Source organism: Allocatelliglobosispora scoriae, assembly GCF_014204945.1.
Lineage (GTDB): Bacteria > Actinomycetota > Actinomycetes > Mycobacteriales > Micromonosporaceae > Allocatelliglobosispora > Allocatelliglobosispora scoriae.
This window is the reverse complement of record NZ_JACHMN010000001.1, coordinates 265181-290164: the sequence shown is the minus strand read 5'-3', so window position 1 is coordinate 290164 and position 24984 is coordinate 265181. Positions and strand designations below refer to the sequence as shown.

Below are 24984 nucleotides of genomic sequence, written 5' to 3'. Positions count from 1 at the left end.
AGATCGTAGTGCCGCTCGGTGCTCGAACCGCCAACCGATCTTGACACGTCTTCATCGATCGACTTACGATCGCCGATATTCGCATTCACTACTCCACGGGGAGAAGCACTGTGAAACGAGTTGGAACGCTGGTCATCGCCGTCCTGGCATCGACGGCTCTCTGGACCGCACCCGCCCAGGCGGACACCGGCGGAGGCTGCGCATCGGGGTCGAACTCCTCGGTCTGCATCAGCGTCACGTCCGGCACGACCAATCCGCTGAAGTCCGACTACTACCTCTCCAGCACGAGCCTCGGCGAATACTCCGCCGACGTGTACCTCGTCTACACCTACAGCTCCGGTCCCTGCACCTCCATCAACGGGACCAACTCCAGCTTCAAGGGAACGGTCGCGCCGGTCTGGACCGGCCACTCACCGGTCTACAGCACGACGAAGCCTGCCGGCGCCAACTGCGGCCGCACCCACGTCATCTTCCGCAACAGCTCGGGGAGCTGGATCTACGACAACTACAGCCCCTGGCAGCGCTGGTGACGTTTCCCGGCTCAGGCCGCGCTGACCGCTGATTGATCAACGGGTATGGAACGCGATTCGCGTTCCATACCCGTTCACCAGTGGTGACTTCGGCGGGTGTGCTGGTTCAGCTCCTGCCATGGAGTTGTGCTCGTTGATTGCGTAGTTGTTCGAGGAGGGCCATGTCGGCCGCGAGGTCTGGGTGTTCGGTTTGGCGGTCGAGCTCGACGACGATTTCGAGTTCGCTGATGGCCTGGTCGAGGTGGCCGCCCGCCCGGTGGATCATCGCGATGTTGTAACGGGCGACGGCTTCGCTGGCCCGGTCGCCGACCTCCTGCATGATATGCAACCCTCGCTCACAGTAGGCCAATGCCTCCTGCCGATCACCTGACCTCGCGTGCACCATGCCGATGTTGTTCAGCGCAGCTGCTTCGACAGCCCGGTCACCGACTTCCCGCAGGATCGGCAGCGCCTGCTCGTAGTAGGCCAGCGCCTGCTGCCGATCACCCAACCCGTCGAACACCATGCCGATGTTGTTCAGCGCAGTCGCTTCGCCGACTCGGTCGCCTACCTCCCGCAGGATCGGCAGCGCCTGCTCGTAGTAGGCCAGCGCCTGCTGCCGATCACCCAACCCGTCGAACACCATGCCGATGTTGTTCAGCGTGATCGCTTCGCCGACTCGGTCGCCTACCTCCCGCCGGACCGGCAGCGCCTGCTCGTAGTAGACCAGCGCCTGCTGCCGATCACCCAGCTCGTCGTGCACGGCGCCAATGTTGTTCAGCGTGGCCGCCTCTCCGGCCCGGTCGCCAACCTCCCGCCGAATAGACAACGCCTGTCCGTAGTAGACCAGCGCCTGCCGTCGGTCGCCCAGCACGTTATACACGCCGCCGATGTTGGTCAGCGTGGCCGCCTCTCCTGCCCGGTCGTCGACCTCCCGCGCGATCGGCAGAGAATGCTCGTAGTAGGTAAACGCCTGCTTTAGGTCACCCAGCCGGTGGTACACCATGCCGATGTTATTCATCGTGGCCGCTTCGCCGGTCCGGTCGCCGACCTTTCTCAAGATGGACAGCGCCTGTTCGTAGCAGCTCAGCGCCTGTAGGGGGCGGCCGGTGGACGATAGTGCCCAACCCAGGTCGTACAGGGCGTCGGCAGCCGGGCCCAACGTCAGCGTCGCCTGAGCCACTGCCTCCACGTCAGCGAACCGCGACCAGCCCAGCCACACATTGGCCACCCGACGCCCGACCTTCCGGGCGATCTCCGGTTCCCGGCCTGCTACCGCGAGTCGGTGCACTTCGGCCCAGTGGTTGATGGTGGTCATGGGGTGGGCTCGGCCGGGATGGGGCCGGTGACCCAGAGTTCGTAGAGGGATCGAGCGGCGGCGGCACAGGCCTCGGTGTATTCGTCGTCGGTGAGCAGGGGGCGGATGAGGGGCCGCAGGACGTTGGAGACGTAGTAGCGGGATTGGCGGGTGTCGGGGTCGGTGCCTTCTTCAAGGAGGCCGAGCTGGACGGCGCGGATGACGTGAACCCGGGCATCGGGGTGGTCGTGGATGGCGTGGACGGCCGCTTCGGGGATGGGCAGTTCGACCACGTTGATTTTGGCGAGCATCTTCTGCAGCTCGATCGCCTGCGAGCTGAGGAGGTTGGTGGCGAGGATGGTTTCGCGGCGGAACCGGTCGGCTTCGTTCTCGATGGCGGTGAGCAGGCCGTCGATGTCGAGGGCGGAGTCGGCGACGATGAGGTCGAGCCAGTCGAGCAGCCGGGGGTTGCCGGCCGCCGCCGCGACGGCCCGCTGCCGGATGGTGCGGTCGACGGATGAGCCGTGGCGCAGGTTGACGAGGTTGGCGACCTTTTTGGCCTGTTCGACGCTGGTGAGGGTTTCCAGGGACTCCACGCCGATGCGGGTGCCGGCGGGGGCGGGGAACCGGTAGCGGCTGGTGATGATGACGCGGCTGGGGCTGTTGGTCTCGCGGATGGCGCGCAGCAGCGCCGGGAGGATCTCGGCCATCTCGGCGGAGAGCACGTAGGTGCCGTCGCGCTGGTCGAGGTTGCCGGCCTCGAAGTCGTCGAACACGAACAGGCACGGAGTCTGGCCGAGGGGCCCGTCGGGATGCAGCAGGTGGCGCAGGCGTACCAGGAGGGGGGTTTGGTCGTTGTCGAGCAGCCGGGCCGCTTCCTCCTGCCGCTCGACGGAGGGGAACGCGATGTTGGTGGTGAGTTCCCGGAATTTGATCAGGTCGACCCGGCCGTACCAGACGACACGCTGGTGGGTCGGCATGCGTTCCAGGAGCCGGGAGGCGAGGCTGCTCTTGCCCAGGCCGCCCATGCCGTGCAGGACCAGCGCCTCGACGGCACCGTCGTCGTTGTTGGGCTGCCGCAGCGTGCGCAGGCAGCGTTGGATGACGCGGCGCCGACCGACGAACCCGGCCCGCGACGCCACCCGCGACCGATGGGTCTGCGGGTCCAGGAACTCCTGATCGGCGGCCCGAACGGCGATACGAGCGCGGCCCCGGGTATTCAGGGGGGTGACCATCGGCGTCAAGGGGGACGGGTCGGCATAGGCGCGCAGCAGGTGCCAGTTGCTGCTCTCGGCGGAGTAGAGCTGCCTGCGGGCTTCGACGACGGCCCGGTCGAGGGGCTGCCCGTCGGCGAGGGCGCGGTAGAGGTGGGCGGCGAAGTCGGTCGCGGAGACATCGCCGACCGGCAACGCCCAACCCAGCACCGCCGGAGCACCCGCCCGGACCAGGCTCTCACTCATCGACGGGAACGCACCCCGATCAGGAGCACTCCCGGTCAGGCACCCGGACAGGAACACCAGCCGCGGCCAGTGCCCGAACATCGCATCCTCGATCAGGTCCGTCGTCACCGCTTCGAGCCCGCCGTACTCGTCCTCGGCCAGGAACCGCGGCCGCCCAGCCGGGTCGACGGTGGCGTGCCCGCTCAGGTGCAGCACGTCGAAGTAGCCCTCGCCGTAGTCGCGGAACAGGAAACGCAGGCCCTCCAGGGTCCCGCTCTCCTCCACCACCAGCTCCGTGCCGGTACGCGACGTCGCCTCCAGGATCGCCGCCTCCTCCGCCTCGTAGCCGAGGACCGGCTCCACACCCTCCGGCGACGTGGCCATGAACAGCACCCGCAACGGCCGGTTCCCGACCGCCGCCGACACCGGATCACCGCCGCCGATCGCCCGGACCGGCAGCAGCGGCGCACGACCGGACACCACCAGGAAATTGCCCTCGTCGGCCAGCAGCTCCCACGGCAGATGCCGCAACCGCTGCTCAGCGGCGATCCGCAGAACCGCGCCCTGCCGCTGGTCCAGGATCGGAGTCAGCCAGCGCTCCTCCCCGTCGAGGAACGCGAACAGCTTCCGGCCGAGCTCCGCCAGCCGCGACGAGCCGAACACCCGCTGAGCGATCGTGTGCTGACCATAGTCCTGCTCCACCAACGCGATCAGGTCGTCGATGGCAGCCTTCTCCACCACCCTGGTCTTCGGCCGGGCACCGCCCGTGGACAGGCGGAGTTCCCACACTCCGGAAGCCTGCTCGAAGATCCCTACGTCGAACACGTTCATCTGGCTCATCTGGACTGCCCCGCCTCAGTGCTGCGAATCGGCCCGCTGGAAAACGATCTCCAGCTCGGCCTGGTCGGTCGTGGATACGTTGACCTGGGTGCCGTCACCCAGCAGGATTTTCACGGTGACGCCCTCCGGTCGGCGTGACTGCCACCAGTCCCAGATCGTCTTGGCCGTCCCGACTCCGGCGAAGACCAGCCCGATGACCGCGACGACCATCTCGGCCGAGCGCTGCAGCTCCACCGGCGACACCCTGTCGCCCGGCGGCATATTCGCCGTCAGCGTGGCATGCAGTTCCGCGGCCCAATGCGCAGCGTCCACTCCCGACACCTCAACGGTGGCAGAACCCATCGACTACTCCTTCACCAACTGTTGCAGCTCAACGAGGAACGCTCGCATCCGATCCAATGCCGGATGCTCGGTCTGCTCCGTTAAGACGATCGCTCGTCCCAGAAACTCGATAGCCTCACCCGGCCGCCCCATCCGTGACAGCAAGACGGCCATATTGAAACACGTCAGTGCCTCAGAACTGCGATCTCCCACAGCCCGGTCGACGTGGAGCACTCCATCCAGCGCAGTCTTTGCCCCGACGAAATCACCCTGTCCGAACCGAACACCGCCGATGTTGCTCAACGTGACCGCTTCACCAGCCCGATCGCCGACCTCCCGCCGGATCGGCAACGCCTGCTCGTAATAGACCAACGCCCGCCGCCGATCACCCAACCCTGCATACGCCATGCCGATGTTGCTCAGCGTGGCCGCTTCACCGGCCCGGTCACCAACTTCCAGCAGGATCGATAACGCCTGCTCGTAAGAGGCCAGCGCCTGCCGAGGGCGGCCGGTAGCCGTCAGCGCCCAGCGCAGGTCGTACAGCGCGCCAGCGTCCGGCCCTAACGTCAGGGTCGCCTGCGCCACTGTCTCGACGTCGGCAAACCGCGACCAGCCCAGCCACACCCTCGCCACCCGACGCCCGGCATGACGAGCAATCTCCGGCTCCCGACCTGCTACCGCCAACCGATGCACCTCGCCCCACCTCGCAATTACCACACCAGGCCAGCCACCAGCCGACCGTCCAGCCTCCCCACCGATTACGGCCGAATCGCCCAATCCAAACTCCTTCCCCGATACCGCTCTGGGCACCGGTCGACCGAGGGCAAGATCCGAATAGGACGGAATACCGAATCATTCCGCACACCCGGATACCACTACAGCCCGGCGGCGAGATTCGGATCCTATCCGTCAGTTGAGCGCTCACGAGAATGCGACACCAACCCTATCGACTACCGGTTCGGTGACGATCAGGCGCCGCCCTGGCAGTGATCATCCATCGATCGGACGAACCCGATGAGGTGAATTCGTGGAGGGCGAAAGCTCACCACCCCCGGTAGCCTCGTGATCGACTTCTGGAGGCTTGATGTGCTTGTGCACACTGGGCCGGTGAATCCGAAGAACGCCGGGCGTTATTGGACTGTGGTAGTAGGCGTTCCGCTGATAGCGGCCGTGATCGCCGCATGGGTGACAGCCCTCCTCCTCGGTAATAACGCCAGGGAGCAACTCGATCAGGTCACATCGGTGTACGGAATGGTCGTTGCCGTCGTCCTCGCGGTGATAACCGCGATCGGGGGGAGCCCCGCACCACCGCAACAGGACCCGAGCGACACCGATGGGCGCGCCCGGTGGCCGCTCGCCGTCACGACGGTCATCGCGGTCGTGGCGGGTTCGGTCGGCATGACATGGCTGGACCGCGTCTCCGCCGGAGAGAAGGCGACGATGGTGGCACCTCCTTCCCCCACCGCATCCGCATCGGCCGAGACATCGTCGCCGACCGCACCCGGGACCGGCGCGCCGTCCTCGCCGCTTCCCGCGAGTCCGGTAGCAACCCCGTCGGCGAGGCCTGCGGGTGTCACGACGCCATGCGCCGATGTGAAGCCCCAATCCGGTGATCCTCAGCGTCTGCACTCATGTACGCGATTGACGATCAGGCACGGAGATGCCATTGATCTGGATACGTCGGGGCCGCAGTTCGGGAAGCCCAGCAGCCGGAGTACGGCTGGGCCGGTCCTATACGACATCTACCTGAACAATGCGAGCGAAGGCAGTTACCTGGAGGACGACACCGGCAAGGGGATCGCGAAGATAGGCGGCCTTCCGAGTTATCGTGCCTGCCGGTCGTCGGCCGCATACGACGACGAGGTGCGACCCGTCGAGGTCGGAGATCTGATCTGCATCAAGACGGAGCTCGGCCGTTATGCGATGGCTTTCGTGATAGAGGCCCCGCGCGGCAGTAACCCGGTATTGGTCGCGGACTTCATAGTCTGGAAAGGCGCCGCCGGCTGACCGCGATACTCCGGTGGGCATGCCGGATTCGGGATGTCAGAGTTACTGCCATGCCTTGAGCAGAGCCGCCAACACCTCGGGCCGGTGTGAGTCGCCCACGGTCAGGTGGTCCTCGCCGGGGAGGACGATGAGTTCCGCGTCGGCGATCCGTTCGGCATACCAGCGCCCGTACTCCACGGTGCAGACTTCGTCCGCCTCGCCGTACCAGAGCAGGGTTGGTGCTTGAACTGCGCGCAGGTCGAGGTCCCAGCCTGCGCCGATGGCGAGCGCGTCGAACACCGCGCCTTCGGTGCCCTCCAGAATCGCGCGCATGGCGTCTGCCATGATCGCCCGGTAGGCCTCGTCTCCGGCGAGCGGATCTTCGCCCAGCCACGCGTCGAGACGGGCGGCATCGTCGAGTTTGCGCAGGTCCGCCTGCCAGACGTTCTCGACGAGGTGGCGCATGCCGACCCGGGCACCGGCGAGGTCGCCTTCGTCCAGGAGGGCCAGGCACGCCCTCTCCTCCGGTTCGGCCGACGGGTCGGCGATCTCCCGCCACGGTCCGGCGCCGGCGACCACACCGAGTGCTCGTACCCGCTGGGGATCGGCGGCGGCAGCCGCGACGGCGAAAGGTCCGCCACCCGATGATCCAACCACGGCGTATTGGTCCAGCCCGAGCGAGTCGGCGAGGTCAGCAAGGTCGCGGCCCGCCGCCGAAAGGGTCGGCCGATCGGTGATCGCGGTCGACCCGCCGTAGCCCGGCCTACTCACGCTGATGATCCTGACCTCGGCCGCCTGGGCCGTCTGGTGCCACAGTTTCCCCATGATCCGGGTGTTGGGGCTTCCCGGCTGAAAGAAGATCGGTCGGCCGGACGGATCGCCGCCATCGAAATAGTCGATCAGCCGACCGTCGGGCAGAGCCAGGCTCGCTTCATCACCAGAGCTCATGGCCACACCTTAGCCGAAGGGCAGTGCCCGGGGGATCATGGTGACGCGGCCGGGGCCAGTCTTCGGCATGAATGCGGTCCAGTCGAATTCCAATCGATTCGTCGACACTTGTGGCTTCCCGGCGCGTCGCGCCACGGAGAGATTCGAGGGAGGAATCGACTGTCATGTCGAGAATTCGATGGTACCGATCCGCCACGGCGGCCGCGCTCGTCCTGAGCGCTGTCGTGTTCGGGTCCGCGCTGCCCGCTCGGGCGACAACGGCCACCGCCGCCGCGCCCACCGGGGTGGTCGCCGGCCGTCCGGCGACCGTAACCAAGGCGACGCTCGAGGAGATCCAGGCCATCGCTGCGCGGGGCAACGGGAAGCTGTTGACCCTGAACGCCGGCGCCGGCACCTCGGCCGTCATCACCTGCGTTCTCACGATCAGCCCGCCGTTCGGCGGGGGCTCACCAGGCTCGAGCGTCCAGGTCGACTCCGCCCTCCAGTGCACCGACTGGATGGATTTCCTGTCGCTCTTCGTCCAACTCCGGCGCGACGTCAGCCTGGTCGGCAGCAGCACGGTGGCCCTCCCGGTCAGCTACACGCTTTACGGCAGTGCCAGGGAGACGTCCTGTCAGTACGGCATCTACTGGGGAGTCGCCACCGCGTTCATGCGCCGCAGCGGCTACACGCCGCCATCGGCCTACCTGCACGTCAACAGCGTGCCGCTGCCGGTCGGTTGCGGCAGCACGCCGCCGCCACCACCACCGCCTCCGACCGGAGCGATCACGGTCACCAACCCGGGCAGCCAGTCAAGCTACTACCGGGACCCCGCCTACCTCCAGATGAAAGCCACCGGCGGCAGCGGAACGTATAACTGGTCGGCGTCCGGCCTGCCCACCGGAATGAGCATCAACCCGTCCACCGGTCTCATCACGGGTCCGGCCACCACGATCGGGACCTACTCGGTGACGGTCACGGCCGTCGGGGGCGTCGGCCTCTCGGGATATACGAGCTTCACCTGGAGCGTACGTCACGAGCCCTGTCCGAGGTGCTGACACCCAACGAGCGAGGTCTCCTGCGACCAGGGGCCTCGCTCCACCCTCGCCAACGCGGCGCGCCTCCTCCGGGTCCTCGACCGGCACACCACCGCACGGCTGAGAGCAGCGATTGTCGCCGGACCCTCGAAGGAACACCGATGACGATCGCGGCGGGTGTCTGGCGGAGGATGGACACATGATCGGTGACCGATGGGGCGTAACCGACAGCGAGGTACTGCGCTCCTATCCATGCGATGCGTTCGTCACCGCACCTGCGCTGCAGGCATGGCGAGGCGTAGAGGTGCAGGCGTCTTCGGCCGTGCTGTGGCCATGGGTCTGCCAAGTCCGGCTTGCGCCGTACTCCTACGACTGGATCGACAACTTCGGTCGCCGCTCTCCGCAGCATCTGGTGAGGCTTACCGAGCCCCGCGTCGGCGAAGCCTTCACCAGCGCGGGGGGCCGGAAGCTGGGCAGGATCGTCTCGGTGGTGCCCGGCGAACACCTGACCGGCACCATCATGGGCGGCTTCATGTCCTACGTGCTGGCACCCCAAGCGGGCTGCACGACGCGTTTGCTGCTCAAGGTCGTCGCGGAGACGAACCGGTGGGCCGCTGTCGGCCTTTCCCTGGGAGACCTTGTCATGGCCAGACGGCAGTTGCTCAATTTCAAGCGACTCGCTGAGTGCCATGAGGTTCCTCCGGACGCAGGCGCAGAATAGAGGTCATCACATCCGGTCATCGGGGTGAGCGCGGGGACTGACAGCGGCGAGCGGATGTCGGCGATGATGAGGCGTTCGGTCCGGCCGGGAAGCGGGTGATGATGAAGCGGCCAAAGCTGTTCCTGACGGTGGGACTCCCCTGCACAGGGAAGACCACTGCCGCTCGGCGCATCGAAGTCGAGGAAGAGGCACTTCGTCTCACGAAGGATGAATGGGTCAAGGCGCTCTACGGGCACGAAAATCCGACCTCGGCGAGCGACGTGATCGAAGGACGGCTCATCCAGATCGGGCTGCGAGCTCTTGAGCTGGGCAACAACGTCGTGATCGACTACGGCCTCTGGGGTCGGGACGAGCGCTCCGCCCTACGCCAGGCTGCGGCGGACCGAGGCGCGGCGGTGGAGCTGCTGTACTTCGAACTCACCCCGGCCGAGCAGCGGACACGGCGTGACCGGCGCCAAGCCGAAGCGCCGCACACGACGTGGCCCATGTCCGACGAGGAGCTCGCGGGGTGGGCTGCCGCCATCGAGATCCCGACGCGTGGCGAACTCGACGGCAGTGAACCCGTCGACGACCCACCGGCTGGATTCGCGACCTGGGACGAGTGGCGCGAATACCGCTGGCCGCCGTCCGTTGAGGGATGAACACGCGATCGAGGTGCTATGCGTAGGAGGGCCGGTGCGGGTCGAGCAGCTCGGTGATGCGGCCACGGTCGAGCACTCCGATCAGCGCATCGACACCGCTATCGATCTTGACCGCCAGTTCAGCTGGGTGCAGTGGGATCAGCTCGAGCAACGCGATGCTGACGCCGTCATGGACATCGATGGTGCGGGCTTCAGGCATCACCCGCAGCATCGGCGCGACGACGACCCCGGCGAATGGTGTGTCGGCGGCATAGGGCTGCGCCGGGTCGCCGTTCCGGCATGGAGTGTCATTCGCCGATCCAGGTCCCGTCCTCGTAGGGAAACCGAGCGACGGTTTTGAGAAGGTGCACAGGCCAGGCTGTAGGGTCGTCGTGTCGGCCGAGCGTCTACGGCAGCGGCCAGTCGGCCGGCAAGCTGAGCATCAATTCGGCGTACGGGCTGATGCCGCGCCCCGGTGCGGCGGTCATCGGCAGCTCGCTCATGCCGGAGGTGGCCAGTGTTCGGTAAGGATGATGTGCTGGTCGACAGCTTCGGCGAAGGTGCGCCACACCGGAACCTCGCCTGTCCATCGTGCCGCGTCCTGCCCGCCCGGAATGGGGGATCACCGTGACGGGCGCGTCCAGAAGGTGCCCGCTAGCGCCTCGACGTCGGTCGCGGACCGTTCGAGGAGCTCCGCGATGGGCAGCAGCGCGGTCGACGCGGCGTCCCCGGCGTCGGCCATGGTGCGGATCACCTCGGCCTGCCGCCGGGCCCGCTGCGGCACCGCGCTCGCGAAGTCGCCTCGATCGCCGTCGAAGCCGTAGGAGTCGAGCAGAAGATGCAGGCGGCGGGACCGCTCCCGCAGGTCGTCGTCGCGCAGCGGCATGCCGTCTCGGGGCGACGCGAGCGGCACCCAGGTCAGTGCGGAGAACGCCAGATCCCATTCCCGCGACGACGGACCGGCGATGTCCCAGTCGCAGAACCCGACCAGCCGGTCGCCGTCCACCACCGCGTTGAAGGGAGACGCGTCCTGGTGCCCGACGATCAAACCGGGCCCCATCGCGCCGCCGATGAACCAGTGCTCGTCCCGCGGCGGGGTGAAGTCGGCCGTCAGGTCGTGTACCCGGCGCAACCACTGGCCGACCTGGGCCAGCATCGAGTCCGCCGACGCCCAGCCGGGCCACGATCTCCGGTCGCCGAACGTCTCTCCCGGCAGGTAGGTGAGCATCTCGCGGCCCTGCTCGTCGAAGCCGAGCGCGCGGGGAGCGGCATCGAACCCGGCGTCCTCGAGATGCCGCAGCACCGCGTGCACCGTCGCCGTCCACGGCGAGGCCCGCTTGTGCACGACACCGTCGATCAACACGGCGCCCGTGGTGTTGCCGCCGGGCAGGGCCTCTTCGCTCATCTGCCGTGTATACCCGGCTCTGAACGGCAGCAACACCGAATTTCGCATGGTCGATGAGGCGAGGACCCGCCGGACGGGTCGAGCTTGAGGGCGAGTCGGCCTTCGGTGAAGTCGAGCTGCACCCGGCGCGCCCCGGCGCCGAGGGCGCCCCGGGATGCTCATCTCCCCATTCTCAAATGGACACTCAGGCACCTCAACAACCAAGATCTGTTGCATTGCGAAACCCGCTGGGCGGTTACTGCGGCAGGTTCACCAGTGTCTGCGCCCAGCGGCGCATCGGTGAATCCGGCACGGAGTCGCAGTACCGCCGGAAGAGCTCACGGCTCTCCTCACGACGGATGCCACCGATCACGGCAGGGGCCGTGAACCAGGGCGCGTCCGGATGCGACGGCCACTCGGCAGCGACACGCGCCGCACCGTCCGCCGGGGACTCCAGCGCGAAATAGACCTCGCCGACGCCGAGGGCCATCGCGGCGCCGAGACACATCACGCAGGGTTCGAGATTCACCGCGAGCCGCAGGGGATGGGGCATGCGGCGCCAGCCCAGCAGGTGGTCCGCGGCGGTCATCGCCAGCAGATCGGCATGGACCAGTCGGCGCCCGGACGCCTTCTCCTGGGTGTATGCCTGCGCGACGACCTCGTCGCCCAGGACCACCACCGCACCGATCGGCTGCTCTCCGGCGGCGAGGCCGGCTTCGGCGACCGCCAGCGCGGCACCGATCATCTCTTCGGGCGTCACCGGTTTCATCGTAGTGCCGCACGCTCAGGCGAAGTAGTCGCCCTGCTCGAGGTCGGCGATCAGTCCCGGACCGGTCGGCTCCCATCCCAAGCTGTGCGGCGAGGGTCTCGGCGACGGCGCGGATGGCGACGCCCTGCTCGCCGACAGCTTGCTCGCCACCGGGACCGGGTCCGGGCCGCCGCAGAGGCCTTCCTCGGCACGCTCGACCAGGCGCGAAACGGCCAGGCGTGAACGCGCAGCGCCGCGGGTCCGGTCAGACCGGGAAGGTGCCGCGGCGCCAGCGCCAGTGACGGCCCGCCTGCAGGTGGTCGACGATCGCGCGCTGGAGCACGGTGCGGCACTGCAGCTGGTCGAGCGGCGTGGTCAGGCTGCGGAACACGAACCGCAGCACCTCGACGTCGGCGTCTATTCCTTCCGGCTCCTCGTATGCGTCCAGCTCGAACCTGCGCTGGAACCGGACGATGTTGGAGTCCGCCGGCAGGTACTCCAGCAGCTGCGGGTCGAGCAGCCACGAGCCGCAGGAGAACTCCGCGTAGTGCTCGTCGGGGAAGTGGCGCGGGAAGAACGCGCGGGCCTCGTCGAGCGACGCCTCGACCGCCGCCGGGGTCAGCGGTCCCGCGTCGGGGATGTGCAGGCCGATGGTGGTGCCGCGCTGGTGCTGCAGGCGGCCCAGCTCGTAGAGGCCGCCGCGCGCGTGCAGCGTCAGCCAGCTCTGCATGACCGGCCAGCCCTCGCCGCGCATCCGCCGGTCGACCGCGAGGTTGCGGCCCAGGTCCGCCAGGGTCGACCACGACACCTCGTCGGCGATGCCGTGATCGCGGTGGTATCCCCTGACGGTGTCGACGAGGGCCAGGAACGCGTACACGTAGAGGTGCCGCCAGGCCGGTCCGTGGTCGCGCTGCAGCTCCGGGCCGGGCGGCAGCCAGTCGTGACCCCCGAGATCGGCGCGGACCAGGGCGATCGAGCGGTCCAGCAGCCAGCGCAGCTCCGGCGTCCACAGTGGCGAGTCGGGGTCGGGCCAGCCCGCCATGATCTCGGCGGCGTCGTCGGACCGCACGCCCAGCCGGTCCAGGATCGCGGGCGCGTCGGCCTTGGCGGGCAGCGGAGCCGATGGCCGGTCCCCGGCGAGCCGGTGCACGCGGTCGACCTCTGCGACGGGTACGCCGAGCCGGGCAGCGATTTCCTCTAGATCCACACGGGCGATCCTACCGGTCGGCTGGTCGGACTCCCCCGAGCGATCATGGCACCGCCGGAGACCGGCCCGACGGCTCCTGGCGGCGGAGGCGCAGCCCCTCGGACGGGGTCAGGAAGCGAGGTCGGCGAGCAGCTCGACGAATGCCGCGGCCGGCGGCGTCTGCCCGGAGGCGAGCCGCAGCACGCCGTAGTCGAGGGTGGGACCGTCCCGGAAGGGCACGAACGCGATGCCTGGCCGGGCGTGGTACCGGGCAGCGCGGGCGGCCACGATCGAGGCACCGAGACCTGCAGCGACCAGGGCCGGAATCTCGGGCCAGAAGGTGTAGGCCGGCCCGTCGGGGATGGGCAGGCCCATCGGGGTGCGGACGGGTATGTGGAGGTCGATGAGCGACTCCGGCAGCCCTCCGTCCGACCTGATCAGCGGCACCCCGGCCAGGTCCTCCAGCGACACGCTGTCGCGGCGGGCCAGGAGATGGCCGGCCGGGACCATCAGCGCCCGGGGTTCGCGGAACAGCACCGGACCGTCGGCGATGCCGGGAGATCGCGCGGGAAGCTCGCTGAGCTGGAGGTCCAGTTCACCGCGGCGCAGTGGCCCGAGCATGTCCTTGAATTGGACCTCCTGCACCAGGACGGTGCACCCGGCGTACCTGTCGCTGAACGCCCGGCCTGCCTGAAGGGCCAGGTCGGCGCACCAGGGGGTGGTGTAGCCGACACGCACCGTGCCGGTGATGCCGCGCGCCTCGGCCGCTGCCCGGTCGACGGCCCGCTGGATCTGCCGGTGAGCGGGCAGCAGGTCGTCGCGGAGGAGTTTGCCGAGCGAGGTGAGGCTGACCGCGCGGGAGGTGCGGTCGAACAGCGGCCCGCCAATGACCCGCTCCTGCTTCTTGATCGACTGACTGACGCGGGCGGTGGTGAGGTGCAGCCGCTCGGCCGTGCGGCCGAAGTGCAGCTCCTCGGCGAGGGTCAGGAAGATCTCGATGTCGCGCAGCTCCACCCGCCGATTATCAACTCTGGCTAAACAGTGCGTTGCCGAGGCTGTCGTTGATCGACAACCTGCGGCGGCGGGACGCTGTGAAGGCACCGCGAGACCACCGGCGGACTCCGCGTCCAGCCGCCGCGATCCGGGCGGATGCGGCCCGCGCCGGAGCGGTCTCGGGAGATCGAACACTGTTGGCGAGGAGATTCATGATGGAACAAGGCTTTTCCGAGGCGGGGCTGCGCAGGGTGCGCGAGGTGCTGGCACGGCATGTGGAGTCCGGGCGGATTCCCGGGCTGGTCGCGCTGGTCAGCAGGGGTGGTCGGGCGCACGTCGAGGCGATCGGGACGATGCGCCATGACGGAGGTCCGCCGATGCGCCGGGACACGATCTTCCGGATGGCATCGACGTCCAAGCCGGTGTCGGTCGCGGCGGCGATGGTGCTGCTGGACGAGTGCCGGCTGCGACTGGACGACCCTGTGGAGCCGTGGCTGCCGGAGCTCGCCGACCGACGGGTCCTCCAGCGGATCGACGGACCGCTGGAGGACACCGTGCCGGCCCGGCGGCCGATCACCGTACGGGACCTGCTGACCTCGACGTTCGGGCTCGGCATGGACATGACGGCGCTGGGCACGCCGATCATGGGAGCGGTCTTCCAGCAGGGGCTCACGCCCGATCTGCCGGAGCCGATGCCCGAGCCGGACGAGTGGATGCGCCGCCTGGGCTCGCTTCCGCTGATGCACCAGCCCGGCGAGCGCTGGCAGTACCACATCAGCAGCGACCTGCTCGGCGTACTCGTGGCGCGGGTCAGCGGCCAGTCGTTCGAGGCGTTCCTCCGAGAACGCGTCTTCGGCCCCCTGGGCATGAACGACACCGGTTTCCACGTACCCGCCGGCAAGATCGACCGGCTGCCTCCCCTCTACGCCCCCGACCCGCAGACCGGGCAGTTCCACGTGTGGGACGAGGCTCAGGGGGGACGCCACAGCCGGCCCCCGGCGTTCCAGGGCGGGGGCGGCGGGCTGTCCTCCACCGTCGACGACTACCACGCCTACTTCCAGATGCTGCTCAACCACGGTATGCACGGGACCGAGCGGATCCTGTCCCGGGCGGCCGTCGAGCTGATCACCACCAACCGCCTCACGCCCGAGCAGCAGGCCGCCCGGCACGCCATGGCCACCGGCAACGTCCACGTGTCGTTCGGTCAGGGGCAGCACGGCGGCTGGGGCTTCGGGACCGCGGTACGCACCTACCGCGGCGACTACGCGCCCATCGGCCAGTTCGGCTGGGACGGCGGTGCCGGCACCACGGCATACGCCGACCCGCACCACCGGATCACCGGGATCCTGCTCACCCAGGTCGGGCTGTCCGTCCCCGAACCGGCGCGACTGATCCACGACTTCTGGACCACGCTCTACCAGGCCGCCGACGTCTGACACCCAGCGGTCGGCCCACGAGGGCCGGACCCTCCCCCTTCCCGAACTGATTCCGAGGAGCGCATCACCATGCCTGTCACCCTTACCGACCAGGACAAGAACATCCTCCGCACCGCCGCGTACGGCGCCGTCACGCTGATCTCCGCCGCCGACGCCACCGGCGAGCCGCACAAGGCAGCCGCCGAGGGCTCCATCGCACTGGCCTCCGCCACCGGGCTGGTCGGGCACGTGCTCGCCGAGTATCCGCGGGACATGAGGCTGGACAGCACGTCGGTGGCGGCCATCGCCGACCAGGTGCTGCCGGCCCTCACGACCGCCATGGGCGTGCTCAAACACCAGGACCCGGCAGAAGCCGACAACTTCCGCAGCGCCGTGCTCGTGGCCGTCGAAACGGCAACCCGTGGTCACCGGGGTCAGCCCGGACCCGCGTTGGCAGCCATGACACGCAAGATCACCGCCGCCCTCGACGCTGCCTGACCGCACGTCGCCGGGGGTGGCTGCGTACCCGCCGATCCCGTGGTGTTGATCTTCAGTGGCCGGTGTGGGAGCGGCGGAGACGTCGCCCCCACACCTTCGCCACGTCCTGGCCGGGGGCCCGTGACCAGGGCGCCGATTCACGCCGAGGCTGCGATGGCCCCCGCGCCCGCACCCGTCAGCTCCGCGCCGTAGCCCGGCCGTCCCGCCATCGCCATGATCAGGGCGAGCGTGCCTCCGCTGACCAGCGCACCGTCCGGCGCGCCGCCGGAGAACGGCCCGTCGGTCGCCGAGAGCCGCAGCCCACGCGTCCGCCGCTCGCTCGGCACCGTCATGTTGGAGCGGTGGTAATACTCGGCGACCCGGGTCAGGGTCGCGATCGGGTAGTCGCGCCGGATCCCCAGCGGGCGGCGGATGTCCTCGCCGTGCACGACCACCTCGCCCAGAATCGCGGCGACGGGCACCGGCGGCTTGGTCGTACTGGTGATCGAGCGGCGAAACCGTGCGAGCGTCTCGCCGTGGTCGGTCCCGAGCTGCTGCGCGAGCCGGTACGCGTTCTGCGCGTCGAAGTCGAACCGGTGCCGGATCACACCCGCCATCCAGCGCACCGGGCCGAGACGGGCCCCCGCCGTCAGGTGGGCGACGACCTCGCGGACCGTGAACGCGGTGCACAGCGATCCGGCGCTCCACTGCGCGTCATGCAGCCCGGCCAGACCCTCCGCCAGTGCCGCCCGCTCCGCATGGACCATGCCCCACAGCTCCGACTCGCCCATCCCCCGCCACGTCCTTCCCCGACCGCCGGTCAGCCCGGCCGACGGGCTGAACCCTACTGCGCTCGCCGGACGCCCGCACGGGTCCGGCGTCCGGGTGGTCAAGCCGGCGGTCGTTCCGTCTCGCGGAACAGTCGCTGGTGCTCATGGTGCGGTCGTTTCACTGTGTGGCTTCATCCCCAGGAGCCATGGAGGATTTCATGCTTCAACGACGAGGCATCCGGACTCGGATGGGCATACGCATCGCGGTGCTGTCCATGGTGAGCGCAGCAGCATCCTTCGCGGTGGCCGCACCGGCACACGCCGTGGACTATCTCTGCGACGGCGAGGTGGCCACCATCGTCGGCACGCCCGGCGACGACGCCCTCAACGGCACGGCCGACCGCGACGTCATCGTCGGCCTGGGCGGGGCGGACGTCGTACACGCAGGCGACGGAGACGACCTGGTCTGCAGCGACGCGGACGACGGCACCGACACCACCGCCGATCAGCTGTTCGGCGAGAACGGCGACGACAAGCTCCGCGGCGCCGGCGGGGGCCGACACCGTCGACGGCGGCGACGGCAACGACAACCTCAACGGCGGCGACGGCAACGACACCTTCTCCGGCGGCGCGGGCGACGACGATGTCAACGGCGGTGCGGGCGGCGACGAGATGCACGGCGGCACCGGCACCGACAACATGCGCGGTGACGAGGAGGGCGACGCCGTCTACGGCGAGGCCGACAATGACCAGATCTTCGGCGGCGACGGCGACGACCAGGTCCACGGCGGCGACGGTGACGACCAGATGCGCGGCGACAGCGGCGACGACATCGCCGACGGGGATGCCGGCAACGATCTGATCTTCGGCGACACCGGCGTCAATATCCTGAACGGAGGCGTCGGCGACGACCGGCTGCTGGGCGGCGACGGCGACGAGACCCTCAACGGCGGCGACGGCGACGACACGATCGGCGGCGGCCCCGGCAACGACCTCATCAACGGCGGCCCCGGCAACGACGACACCGACGGCAACTCCGGCGACGACGAGGTACGCGGGCAGGACGGCAACGACATCCTGCGCGGCAGCGAGGGCGTGGACGCGATCTACGGCGCGATCGGCGACGACCAGATCTTCGGCGGGCAGGACAACGACACCCAGCTCTACGGCGGACCGGGCGACGACCTGCTCAGCGGCGACGAGGGCAGCAACGTCCTCTACGGCGAGGACGGCTCGGACATCATCTACGGCGGCTACGACGACGGAGACGACATCCTCTACGGCGGCAACGACAACGACGAGTTCCACGGCGAGTCCGGCAACGACACGATCTACGGCGGCAACGGCGACGACACCGCGAACGGCGACGAGGGCGACGACACCCTGATCGGCGAAGCCGGCAACGACACGCTGATCGGCGACGACGGCACCGATTCGGCCGACGGCAGCGCCGGCACCGACGTGTGCGACGCCGAGACCGAGATCAGCTGCGAGCTGGTCGGCGCCGACATCGACGTCGACATCGACGCCCATCCCGAGATCGGGGTCCTCGTACCCGCGATCCGCTACACCGTCTCCGCGAAGAACCGCGGGCCCTTCGATGTCACCAGCGCCGTGGTCACCACGACCCTCCCGGCCGGCAAGACCGCGATCAACCTGTCGCCCGGCTGCGTCCAGGCCGGCAACAAGATCACCTGTACCTTCGCGGCGATCGCGAAGGGCGCCACGGCCGACCGGACCTTCCGGATGCCGCTGTCGATCCTCGGGCTCGGACCGGTGAAGGTCACCTCGGTCCGGACGGCGTCGACACCGGACGACCCCCACCCGGCCAACGACAAGGCAGTCTCCACCTGCAACGTCATCTCCATCGTCCTGGTCACCTGCTTCTGAGCACGGCGGCCCGGGTGGGGATCCCGCCACGGCATCGGCGGCGTGATCGGGCTCCGAAGCCGATCGCGCCGTCGAGGACGGGCGGCGGGATCAGCACGGCCGAACCCGATGTCGTCGGCGATGTCGGGGTCGAGTTCGAAGCCCTGCGCGCCGACCGCAGGGTCGTGCGGGAACACCGAGACCGCCTCGGCACGCCGCACACGCCGGCTCTGACCAGCGAACACCACCCGCTCGTTCACGGGCGGCGGACGAGGCGGAAGAAGGAGCGCAGCTCGTCGACGAACGCCGCCGGCTCCTCCAGAGCGGCGAAGTGGCCGCCGCGGTCGAGTTCGTTCCAGTAGCGGATGTCGGTGAAGCGGCGCTCGGCCCACCGGCGCGAGGGCCGGGGCAGCTCCCGGGCGAAGATCGAGCATCCGGCGGGCACCGGGACGGGTTCCGGGAGCGCCGCGGTGAACCACTGCTGGACCGTCGCGAAACTCTCCCAGTACAGCCGGGCCGCCGACGCCCCCGTGCCGGGCAGCCAGTAGAGCATGAGGTTGTCCAGGAGCCGGTCGCGATCGATGGCGCGGTCGGACCAGGCGTGGAACTTCTCGACGATCCACGCGCACAGGGCGGCCGGCGAGTCGACGAGGCCGTAGCCGATCGTCTGCGGCCGGGTGCGCTGCTCGAAGGAGTAGCCGTCGCCGTCGGCGGCGGCCCGGTCCAGCTCCAGCAGGGCCCTACGCTCCGCGTCGGTGAGGTCGTCGAACGTCGCCGGGTCGGGCGGCGCCAGCGGCGGGATCAGGTGGATGCCCGCCACGTGGTCGGCGTCGCGCACTCCGAGCAGGGTGCTGACGCTGGTGCCCCAGTCGTGTCCGGCGGCACCGTAGCGCCGGTGGCCGAGCTCGGACATCAGGGTCGCCCAGGCGTCGGCGATCCGCTCGATGCCCCATCCCGTTCGCGTCGGCTTGGCGCTGAAGCCGTACCCCGGCAGCGACGGGCAGACCACGTGGAAGGCGTCGGCCGCGTCACCGCCGAACGCGGGCGGGTCGGTCAGCGGCCCGATCACGTCGAGGAACTCCACCACCGACCCGGGCCAGCCATGCGTGAGCACCAGCGGCAGCGCGGCGTCGTGAGGCGAACGGGCGTGCAGGAAATGGATGTCCAGACCGTCGACGCGGGTGTGGAACTGGGGCACCGCGTTGAGGCGCGCCTCGGTCGCCCGCCAGTCGTAGCCGTCCGCCCAGTAGGCGCAGAGTTCGCGGACGAACGCCAGCGGCACGCCCTGGGACCAGTCCGCGACGGTCTCCGCCTCCGGCCACCGCGTCGTGCGCAGCCGTTCGCGGAGCCGCTCCAGCTCCGCCTCGGGCACATCCAGCCGAAAAGGGATCACGACTTCTTCGTACCATCGCAGCGGGTTGCGCGCCCGGCGGCGTACATTGAGGGCCGATCCAGGCCGGGTCGAGCCGATGCGAGGAGGATCCGTATGGCACTGCCCGAACAGCCCGCCGAGCGACACCGCCGGATCGGCGGCGACTTCACCGAGAAGGTCGCGGGGACCGGTGACTGGGACGCGCCCTCCCCCGTTCCCGATTGGACCGCCCGCGATGTGGTCCGGCATCTGACGGAGTGGCTGCCGTCGTTCCTCGCGGCCGGGTCGACGGTCCGGTTGCCGAGCGGCCCGTCGGTGGACGACGATCCGGTGGGCGCCTGGCGAACCCATGTCGACGCGGTCCAGGCGCTGCTGGACGACCCGGCGACGGCGGACCTGAGCCTGTCCAACCCGCACATCGGCGAGCTGCCGCTGGACCGCGCGATCGACCAGTTCTACACGACCGATGTCTTCCTGCACACCTGGGACCTGGCCCGCGCGACCGGCCAGGACGACCGCCTCGATCCTGACTTCTGCAGCGCCCTGCTGGCCAGCATGGAGCCGATGGACGAGCTGCTGCGGTCCTCCGGGCAGTACGGTCCCCGGGTCGAGGTGCCGACCGACGCCGACGACCAGGCGAAGCTGATCGGATTCATCGGCCGCGACCCGTTCTGGAAGCCGTAGCCTCCGCTGGAAGCCTCAGTTCCGCCCGACGGCTTTCCGCCGGGCGGAACAACACGTATACAGGCGATGGCCGGCCGCCAATAGTCGAACGATGAGCCCTCCCCATGTCGAGTCCGTTGCGGATCTGGTGTGCGACATGCTGGCCGAGGTCGGTGTCACCCACGTCTTCGGCGTGCCCGGCGGCCCGCTCCTGCCGCTGCTGGACGTGCTGAGCGATCGGCGCGACATCGACTTCGTCCTTGCCAAGCATGAGGAAGGCGCCGTCTTCATGGCCGAGGGCTTCGCCCTGTCGACCGGACGGCTCGGCGTCGCCTGCGTCACCGCTGGTCCCGGCGCCACCCATGCGTTGACCGCGGCGGCGAGCGCGACCAGCGACTGGGCACCGCTGCTCGTGCTCAGCGGCCAGGTCGCGACCTCCTCCTTCGGCCTCGGCGCGCTGCAGGACTCCAGCGGCGGCAACTGGAGCCTGGACACGGTCGAGATGTTCCGCTCGGCGACGAAGCTGTCCGTGGCGGCCGGCGACCCGACGCAGGTCCCCTACCTGCTCAACCGCGCGATCCGCACGGCCCTCACCGGCCTGCCCGGCGCGGTGCACCTGAGCCTGCCCAGCAATGTGCTCAGCCGTCCCGCCCCGGCCACCCGCCGACCCGTCCCGCCACCGCGGGACCACTCCCTGCCCCCGATGAAGGCGCTCGCCGAACTCGCCACGGCCATCGCCGCAGCCCGCAACCCGGTGCTCCTGGCCGGGCAGGGCGCCAAGCGCAGCCGGGCCGGGTCGGAGCTGGTCGCGCTCGCCGAGCGGACCGGGATGCGGGTGGCGACCACGATGAAGGGCAAGGGGGTCTTCCCCGAGGACCATCCCCTCGCGCTGGGCGTCTTCGGGAGCTACGGCGGGAGCCCCGCGACGCACGGGCCGCTGCTGTCGACCGACGTCGACCTGCTGCTGGTGCTGGGCAGCAGCCTCGGCGAGGTGTCCACCTTCGGGTGGGACCCCGGGCTCGTCACCGACCGCGTCGTCGGCCAGGTCGACCTCGACCCGCTGCAGCTGGGGCGGGTCTTCCCGGTGCACCACGGCATCGCCGGTGACGTGCGGACCGTCGTCGGCGGTCTGCTGGAGATCCTCCCCGCCACCGCCGACCGTCCGCTGCCGCCCCGCCGGGCGGCTCCGACCGCTGCGGGCCTGCAGGGCCGCCATCCGGTGCTGCGGGCCTCGGCCGTCGCGGCCCGGCTGAGCGAGACCGTGCCCGCCGACACGACGCTGCTCGTCGACAACGGCAACGCGCTGTGCTGGATCGGCGAGCACTTCGTCAGTCGCGTTCCGTCCGAACTCCACTGCTCGCTCAACGTCGCGTCGATGGGCTTCTCGATCGCGGCGGCGATCGGTGCCAAGATCGCGTCACCGCACCGGCCGGTGATCGCGGTCGTCGGCGACGCGGCCTTCGCGATGGGCGCGATGGAGATCCACACCGCCGTGGAGTACGGCACCCCGGTGATCTGGATCGTCCTGAACAACAGTGGCAACGCGATGGTCGCCAACGTCCAGCACCTGCTCTTCGGCCGGGCGCCCGGCTCGCTCTACACCGTGGCGATCGACGCCGCCGTGATCGCCCGCGGGCTCGGTGCGCAAGCGGCCCGGGTCGACACGCTGCGCGAACTCGACGCGGCACTGGCCCAGGCGCTCAGCGACGAAGCGCCCTGGCTCATCGACGTACGGGTGGACGGCGACGAGATCCCCTGGGCGCTGCGAGGGCGGTCGGAGGTTCTCCGCAACGACTTCACCCGACCGGCCCGGACCGCATCCTGAAAGGCATCCCGATGACCATCGACGGTTTCGACATCTACGACACGACGCTGCGCGACGGATCCCAGCAGGAGGGCCTCACCCTCTCGGTCGCGGACAAGCTCGCCATCGCCCGGCACCTCGACGACCTCGGCGTGACCTACATCGAGGGCGGCTGGCCCGGAGCCGTCCCCAAGGACACCGAGTTCTTCCGCCGGGCCGCCACCGAACTCCACCTGCGACAGTCACTGCTGGCCGGGTTCGGCGCCACCCGGTCGCCCGGCGGCAGGGCGGCCGACGACCCGATGCTCGGGGCGCTTCGCGACTCCGGCGTCCGGGCGGCCACCATCGTCGCCAAGAGCCACGACCGGCACGTCCACCTCGCGCTGCGGACCACGCCGGCCGAGAACCTCGCCATGATCCGGGACACCGTCGCGCACCTCACCGCCGAGGGCATCGCCGTCTTCCTCGCCGCCGAGCACTTCTTCGACGCGTACCAGGCGAATGCTTCTTTTGCCCTGGACTGCGTCCTGACCGCGGCCGACGCCGGAGCCGAGGTGGTCGTGCTCTGCGACACCAACGGCGGGATGCTGCCCGATCAGATCACCGAGATGGTGTCGGCGGTCGCCGCCCGCACCTCGGCGCGGCTGGGCATCCACTGCCACGACGACACGGGCTGCGCCGTCGCCAACTCGCTCGCGGCGGTGGCGGCCGGTGTGACCCACGTGCAGGGCACCGCCAACGGGTACGGCGAGCGCACCGGCAACGCCAACCTGTTCAGTGTGATCGCGGCGCTGGAGCTGAAGCGGCACCGCCCGGTGCTGCCGCCCGGCGCGATCGAGCACCTGACCGGGACCGCCCATGCGATCGGTGCCGTCACCGGCATCCCGCCGGCGCCGAGGCAGCCCTATGTCGGGTCCAACGCCTTCGCCCACAAGGCAGGGCTGCACACCTCCGCGATGAAGGCCGATCCGGCTCTCTACCAGCACATCGACCCCGCGGCGGTCGGCAACGGCACCCGGATCCTGATCTCGGAGATGGCCGGGCGCAGCTCCGTGGAGATGAAGGTCAAGGAGTTGGGCCGCCCGATGCCCGACCCGGACACGGTGGGCCGGATCGTCGCCAGGGTCAAGGAGCTGGAGGCCGAGGGGCACTCCTTCGAGTCCGCCGACGCCTCCTTCGAGCTGCTCCTGCACGAGTTCACGGCGGGTCGGCTGCCGCTGCGCGTGCGCGCCTGGCAGTACACCCTCACCTCCGGTGACGGCGCGGTCGCCACCGTGGACGTGGCTCTCGGCGAGGGCGAGGCGTGCGTGACCGCGCCCGGCGGCTCCCCGACCGCGGCGCTGGAGGCCGCGTTGCAGCAGGCGGTGCGGCAGGTCCAACCCCGGTTCCCGACGCTCACCGCGGTGAGCCGCCGCCAGTACGCCCTCGCGGGCGGGCTGCGGTCGCGGGCGCAGGTGGAGGTGACCGACGGCGTTCGCACCTGGACGACGACGAACGTCGGCGAGGACCCGATCACGGCGTCCTGGCGTGCCGTCCAGGACGCCGTCAACTACGCCCTCATCACCGCGCCGTGACCGCCGCCGGGGTGGGCATCGTCGCGATGGGCTACGCCCTGCCCGCCACCGAGCTGACCATCGGCGACGAGGATTACCGTCGGCTGGACCGGCGGCCGAACGCCGACGGTCGCGTCGAGGTCGACCTGTTCGTGGGGGAGCAACGCCGCCGGGTGCTCGCCGACGGCGAGGCGGTTGAGACCCTGATGGTGGACGCGGCGCGGCAGGCGATGCTCGGCGCCGGGCTGGAAGCCGCCGGGGTGGACCGCCTCTACGGGTATGCCTCGGCGGCGCGCTACCAGACCCCGAACTCCCTCTACCGGATCCACCGCGAACTCGGCCTCCCCCGCCGGACGCTCGTCGTGCCGATCAACTGCGAGTACAGCAACTTCCTCGTCGGCGTGGTGAACGCCGTCGAGGCGGTCCGGGCCGGATCGGCTGGGCACGCGCTCGTCGTGACGGGCTCGAACTGGAGCCGGCATCTGGACTACTCCAGGGGCTATGCCACCGCGGTCAGCGACGCCGCCGGGGCGGCGGTGATCGGCCCGAGCGAGCACCTCGTCCTCGTCGATGTCGCGACGAGGACCTACAGCGACCACTACGAGACGATGACCATGTCGGTGCGGCCGCGCACCGCCGACGGCTGGTCGGGGCTGCCGATAGGGCCGGACGGCCTGCCGATGCCGACCTACGACATGCATCCCGAGAACGGGGTCGTGTTCCTCCGCGACATCGCGTGGGACGGATTCCCCGACCTCGTCAAGGAGCTCCTCGACCGGCACGGGCTGACCGGGGCGGATATCGACCTCATCACGCACCAGGCCTCCCGGAGCCTGCTGGACCACTGGCGCGAGGCGATCGGACCCGCCCAGCACCTGGAGACACTGGCCGAGTTCGGCAACATGACCAACGCCTCCTACCCGGTGAACCTCGCCCACCACCGGGACCGGATCACCGCCGACCACGTGGTCGTGGTGGCGATGGGGACGGGCTGTCACATGACCGCGATCCTGCTGCGCTCCTGACCGCTCGTCCCGGTATCCGTCGGGCCAC

At 69.6% G+C, this 24984-nt stretch carries 24 protein-coding genes and 2 pseudogenes; 14 read left to right on the top strand and 12 right to left on the bottom strand.

Features of this window, described 5'->3' with window-relative positions:
• The first annotated feature begins 110 nt into the window (after positions 1 to 110).
• A complete protein-coding gene (locus tag F4553_RS01210; RefSeq protein WP_184830991.1) occupies positions 111 to 530 on the top strand; it encodes a hypothetical protein in 420 nt (139 codons plus the stop codon).
• Positions 531 to 636: 106 nt separating this feature from the next.
• Here the strand turns inward: F4553_RS01210 and F4553_RS01205 are convergent, their stop codons facing one another.
• The 4 genes from F4553_RS01205 to F4553_RS01190 are packed head-to-tail and all read right to left on the bottom strand — an operon-like array spanning position 637 to position 5030.
• Complete coding sequence (locus tag F4553_RS01205; protein WP_184830989.1) at positions 637 to 1827, bottom strand: tetratricopeptide repeat protein; 1191 nt, start codon at positions 1825 to 1827, stop codon at positions 637 to 639.
• Positions 1824 to 4085, bottom strand: a complete 2262-nt coding sequence (locus F4553_RS01200) for a CHAT domain-containing protein (protein WP_184830987.1) — start codon at positions 4083 to 4085, stop codon at positions 1824 to 1826. The genes F4553_RS01205 and F4553_RS01200 overlap by 4 nt, the downstream gene beginning before the upstream one ends.
• 15 nt (positions 4086 to 4100) lie before the next feature.
• Entirely contained in the window at positions 4101 to 4397 is a 297-nt protein-coding gene (locus tag F4553_RS01195; RefSeq protein WP_184830985.1) for an effector-associated constant component EACC1, read from the bottom strand.
• A 33-nt stretch (positions 4398 to 4430) separates the two neighbouring features.
• Entirely contained in the window at positions 4431 to 5030 is a 600-nt protein-coding gene (locus F4553_RS01190) for a tetratricopeptide repeat protein (protein ID WP_312875054.1), read from the bottom strand.
• A 438-nt stretch (positions 5031 to 5468) separates the two neighbouring features.
• On the opposite strand from F4553_RS01190, the gene F4553_RS01185 reads away from it, so the two are divergent.
• The gene (locus F4553_RS01185; RefSeq protein ID WP_184830981.1) at positions 5469 to 6413 is read left to right on the top strand and encodes a RodZ family helix-turn-helix domain-containing protein; all 945 of its coding nucleotides are present in this window, start codon (positions 5469 to 5471) and stop codon (positions 6411 to 6413) included.
• Between the two features lie 42 nt (positions 6414 to 6455).
• Here the strand turns inward: F4553_RS01185 and F4553_RS01180 are convergent, their stop codons facing one another.
• Positions 6456 to 7340 carry an alpha/beta fold hydrolase gene (locus F4553_RS01180; RefSeq protein WP_184830979.1) on the bottom strand — a complete coding sequence of 295 codons (885 nt, stop codon included), beginning with the start codon at positions 7338 to 7340 and terminating at the stop codon, positions 6456 to 6458.
• A 164-nt stretch (positions 7341 to 7504) separates the two neighbouring features.
• Here F4553_RS01180 and F4553_RS01175 point away from each other — a divergent pair, with 164 nt between their 5' ends.
• The 3 genes from F4553_RS01175 (at position 7505) to F4553_RS01165 (ending at position 9718) form a co-directional block, all read left to right on the top strand.
• Complete coding sequence (locus F4553_RS01175; RefSeq protein WP_246465792.1) at positions 7505 to 8377, top strand: Ig domain-containing protein; 873 nt, start codon at positions 7505 to 7507, stop codon at positions 8375 to 8377.
• Between the two features lie 178 nt (positions 8378 to 8555).
• The gene (locus F4553_RS01170) at positions 8556 to 9077 is read left to right on the top strand and encodes a polyketide cyclase (protein ID WP_184830975.1); all 522 of its coding nucleotides are present in this window, start codon (positions 8556 to 8558) and stop codon (positions 9075 to 9077) included.
• A gap of 98 nt (positions 9078 to 9175) precedes the next feature.
• Positions 9176 to 9718: an ATP-binding protein gene (locus F4553_RS01165; RefSeq protein ID WP_184833101.1), complete on the top strand. Its 543-nt coding sequence runs from the start codon at positions 9176 to 9178 to the stop codon at positions 9716 to 9718.
• A 16-nt stretch (positions 9719 to 9734) separates the two neighbouring features.
• Here F4553_RS01165 and F4553_RS01160 read toward each other — a convergent pair whose 3' ends face one another.
• From F4553_RS01160 to F4553_RS01140, 5 genes are all read right to left on the bottom strand, one after another.
• The gene (locus F4553_RS01160) at positions 9735 to 10070 is read right to left on the bottom strand and encodes a suppressor of fused domain protein (RefSeq protein ID WP_281394953.1); all 336 of its coding nucleotides are present in this window, start codon (positions 10068 to 10070) and stop codon (positions 9735 to 9737) included.
• Between the two features lie 249 nt (positions 10071 to 10319).
• Positions 10320 to 11102 (bottom strand): protein kinase family protein, encoded by a 783-nt coding sequence (locus F4553_RS01155; RefSeq protein WP_184830973.1) that lies wholly within the window; start codon positions 11100 to 11102, stop codon positions 10320 to 10322.
• A 235-nt stretch (positions 11103 to 11337) separates the two neighbouring features.
• The gene (locus F4553_RS01150) at positions 11338 to 11841 is read right to left on the bottom strand and encodes a nucleoside deaminase (RefSeq protein WP_184830971.1); all 504 of its coding nucleotides are present in this window, start codon (positions 11839 to 11841) and stop codon (positions 11338 to 11340) included.
• Positions 11842 to 12094: 253 nt separating this feature from the next.
• Entirely contained in the window at positions 12095 to 13036 is a 942-nt protein-coding gene (locus F4553_RS01145; protein ID WP_184830969.1) for an acyltransferase domain-containing protein, read from the bottom strand.
• 108 nt (positions 13037 to 13144) lie between these two features.
• A complete protein-coding gene (locus F4553_RS01140) occupies positions 13145 to 14029 on the bottom strand; it encodes a LysR family transcriptional regulator (RefSeq protein WP_184830966.1) in 885 nt (294 codons plus the stop codon).
• Positions 14030 to 14223: 194 nt separating this feature from the next.
• Here F4553_RS01140 and F4553_RS01135 point away from each other — a divergent pair, with 194 nt between their 5' ends.
• A complete protein-coding gene (locus tag F4553_RS01135; protein WP_246465791.1) occupies positions 14224 to 15444 on the top strand; it encodes a serine hydrolase domain-containing protein in 1221 nt (406 codons plus the stop codon).
• A 69-nt stretch (positions 15445 to 15513) separates the two neighbouring features.
• Positions 15514 to 15921, top strand: coding sequence for a hypothetical protein (locus tag F4553_RS01130; protein ID WP_184830962.1), 408 nt, complete (start codon positions 15514 to 15516; stop codon positions 15919 to 15921).
• Positions 15922 to 16058: 137 nt separating this feature from the next.
• Here F4553_RS01130 and F4553_RS01125 read toward each other — a convergent pair whose 3' ends face one another.
• Positions 16059 to 16691, bottom strand: a complete 633-nt coding sequence (locus F4553_RS01125) for a maleylpyruvate isomerase family mycothiol-dependent enzyme (RefSeq protein ID WP_184830960.1) — start codon at positions 16689 to 16691, stop codon at positions 16059 to 16061.
• 143 nt (positions 16692 to 16834) lie between these two features.
• Between F4553_RS01125 and F4553_RS42790 the strand changes: the two are divergent.
• The 3 genes and pseudogenes from F4553_RS42790 to F4553_RS41640 all read left to right on the top strand — a co-directional run.
• Positions 16835 to 17122, top strand: a pseudogene (locus tag F4553_RS42790) (hypothetical protein); the annotation flags it as partial.
• 52 nt (positions 17123 to 17174) lie between these two features.
• Positions 17175 to 17321: pseudogene (locus F4553_RS42785) on the top strand (hypothetical protein); the annotation flags it as partial.
• Positions 17322 to 17342: 21 nt separating this feature from the next.
• Complete coding sequence (locus tag F4553_RS41640; protein ID WP_184830956.1) at positions 17343 to 18560, top strand: DUF11 domain-containing protein; 1218 nt, start codon at positions 17343 to 17345, stop codon at positions 18558 to 18560.
• Positions 18561 to 18795: 235 nt separating this feature from the next.
• Here F4553_RS41640 and F4553_RS01110 read toward each other — a convergent pair whose 3' ends face one another.
• Positions 18796 to 19932: an epoxide hydrolase family protein gene (locus F4553_RS01110; RefSeq protein WP_184830954.1), complete on the bottom strand. Its 1137-nt coding sequence runs from the start codon at positions 19930 to 19932 to the stop codon at positions 18796 to 18798.
• 93 nt (positions 19933 to 20025) lie between these two features.
• Here F4553_RS01110 and F4553_RS01105 point away from each other — a divergent pair, with 93 nt between their 5' ends.
• The 4 genes from F4553_RS01105 (at position 20026) to F4553_RS01090 (ending at position 24956) form a co-directional block, all read left to right on the top strand.
• On the top strand, positions 20026 to 20595 hold the full coding sequence (locus tag F4553_RS01105) for a TIGR03086 family metal-binding protein (protein ID WP_184830952.1): 570 nt from the start codon (positions 20026 to 20028) through the stop codon (positions 20593 to 20595).
• Between the two features lie 91 nt (positions 20596 to 20686).
• Positions 20687 to 22399 carry a thiamine pyrophosphate-binding protein gene (locus F4553_RS01100; RefSeq protein ID WP_184830950.1) on the top strand — a complete coding sequence of 571 codons (1713 nt, stop codon included), beginning with the start codon at positions 20687 to 20689 and terminating at the stop codon, positions 22397 to 22399.
• Between the two features lie 11 nt (positions 22400 to 22410).
• The gene (gene cimA / locus F4553_RS01095) at positions 22411 to 23952 is read left to right on the top strand and encodes a citramalate synthase (RefSeq protein ID WP_184830948.1); all 1542 of its coding nucleotides are present in this window, start codon (positions 22411 to 22413) and stop codon (positions 23950 to 23952) included.
• Positions 23949 to 24956, top strand: coding sequence for a 3-oxoacyl-ACP synthase III family protein (locus tag F4553_RS01090; protein ID WP_184830946.1), 1008 nt, complete (start codon positions 23949 to 23951; stop codon positions 24954 to 24956). Before cimA ends, F4553_RS01090 begins: the two co-directional genes overlap by 4 nt.
• The last annotated feature ends 28 nt before the right edge of the window (positions 24957 to 24984 follow it).

Coding starts and splice junctions, on each gene's coding strand:
- F4553_RS01175 (WP_246465792.1), top strand. CDS start 7,505: ATGTCGAGAATTCGATGGTACCGATCCGCCACGGCGGCCGCGCTCGTC.
- F4553_RS41640 (WP_184830956.1), top strand. CDS start 17,343: ATGCACGGCGGCACCGGCACCGACAACATGCGCGGTGACGAGGAGGGC.
- F4553_RS01100 (WP_184830950.1), top strand. CDS start 20,687: ATGAGCCCTCCCCATGTCGAGTCCGTTGCGGATCTGGTGTGCGACATG.
- F4553_RS01125 (WP_184830960.1), bottom strand. CDS start 16,691: ATGGGCGAGTCGGAGCTGTGGGGCATGGTCCATGCGGAGCGGGCGGCA.
- F4553_RS01170 (WP_184830975.1), top strand. CDS start 8,556: ATGATCGGTGACCGATGGGGCGTAACCGACAGCGAGGTACTGCGCTCC.
- F4553_RS01105 (WP_184830952.1), top strand. CDS start 20,026: ATGGCACTGCCCGAACAGCCCGCCGAGCGACACCGCCGGATCGGCGGC.
- cimA (WP_184830948.1), top strand. CDS start 22,411: ATGACCATCGACGGTTTCGACATCTACGACACGACGCTGCGCGACGGA.
- F4553_RS01135 (WP_246465791.1), top strand. CDS start 14,224: ATGGAACAAGGCTTTTCCGAGGCGGGGCTGCGCAGGGTGCGCGAGGTG.
- F4553_RS01155 (WP_184830973.1), bottom strand. CDS start 11,102: ATGAGCGAAGAGGCCCTGCCCGGCGGCAACACCACGGGCGCCGTGTTG.
- F4553_RS01165 (WP_184833101.1), top strand. CDS start 9,176: ATGATGAAGCGGCCAAAGCTGTTCCTGACGGTGGGACTCCCCTGCACA.
- F4553_RS01205 (WP_184830989.1), bottom strand. CDS start 1,827: ATGACCACCATCAACCACTGGGCCGAAGTGCACCGACTCGCGGTAGCA.
- F4553_RS01180 (WP_184830979.1), bottom strand. CDS start 7,340: ATGAGCTCTGGTGATGAAGCGAGCCTGGCTCTGCCCGACGGTCGGCTG.
- F4553_RS01200 (WP_184830987.1), bottom strand. CDS start 4,085: ATGAGCCAGATGAACGTGTTCGACGTAGGGATCTTCGAGCAGGCTTCC.
- F4553_RS01130 (WP_184830962.1), top strand. CDS start 15,514: ATGCCTGTCACCCTTACCGACCAGGACAAGAACATCCTCCGCACCGCC.